This window comes from Aquimarina rubra, assembly GCF_042684305.1.
Lineage (GTDB): Bacteria > Bacteroidota > Bacteroidia > Flavobacteriales > Flavobacteriaceae > Aquimarina > Aquimarina rubra.
The window spans coordinates 1-874 of the sequence record NZ_JBHULE010000014.1; the positions used below are offsets into that span (position 1 = coordinate 1).

Below are 874 nucleotides of genomic sequence, written 5' to 3' on the forward strand. Positions count from 1 at the left end.
ACGTTGTGCAACAGTTAAAAACCAAGAACTAAAAACAGAAATATGATACCAACTAATGATTTATTACTATTTGGATTAGCCGCATTGATAATGGTAATTTCGCCTGGCCCGAATATGATTTATTTAATCTCAAGGTCTTTATCACAAGGAAAAAAAGCTGGAATCATCTCTCTTTTCGGAGTAATGTGTGGATTTTTATTCCATATACTTTTGGTGTCTTTTGGACTTACCGCAATATTTTTTGCTGTCCCTTATGCATTTGTAGTGGTAAAATTTCTTGGAGTAGGCTACTTATTATATTTAGCCTATAATACTGTTAAATCCAATAACAAAATTTTTGACGCTGACCTAAACCTGAAATCGGACAAACCTCTTAAACTCTTTAATATTGGACTTTTGACAAATATCTTGAATCCCAAAATGGCAGTATTTTATCTTTCATTTTTTCCTCAATTTATAAAACCCGAATATGGTTCTATATTAGGTCAAAGTTTTCAACTCGGAATTATACAAATAATAATAAGTTTTTCAGTTAATTTTCTGATTGTTATATCAGCCGCTAACATGGCAAGTTGGTTCTCTAAAAAACCAGTTTGGTTAAGAATACAGAAGTGGTTTATGGCTTCTGTATTGACTGGACTTGCTGTAAAAATGGCATTGGCAAAAGCGAAATAAAAACCATTGCACAACACGGTGTATAAAACATAGCTAGTAAGTGCTAAACCAAAAAGTTTGTGCTTATTTACAAAGACCACCAAATTTTTAATTTGGCTTTTAAAATAGAAAAAATAAAAACAAAATAAAAAATTCGGCTCTATGTTTATCCGAAAAGTTAGTGTCTTTTTGCACGCTACGTTTCATACACAAACCGTTA

The 874-nt window shown here is 31.6% G+C and carries 1 protein-coding gene; it reads left to right on the plus strand.

Annotated features, from left to right (window positions below; translation table 11 throughout):
• Positions 1 to 42: 42 nt before the first annotated feature.
• Positions 43 to 675, plus strand: coding sequence for a LysE family translocator (locus tag ACFSR1_RS08150; RefSeq protein ID WP_378291421.1), 633 nt, complete (start codon positions 43 to 45; stop codon positions 673 to 675).
• Positions 676 to 874 lie beyond the last annotated feature (199 nt).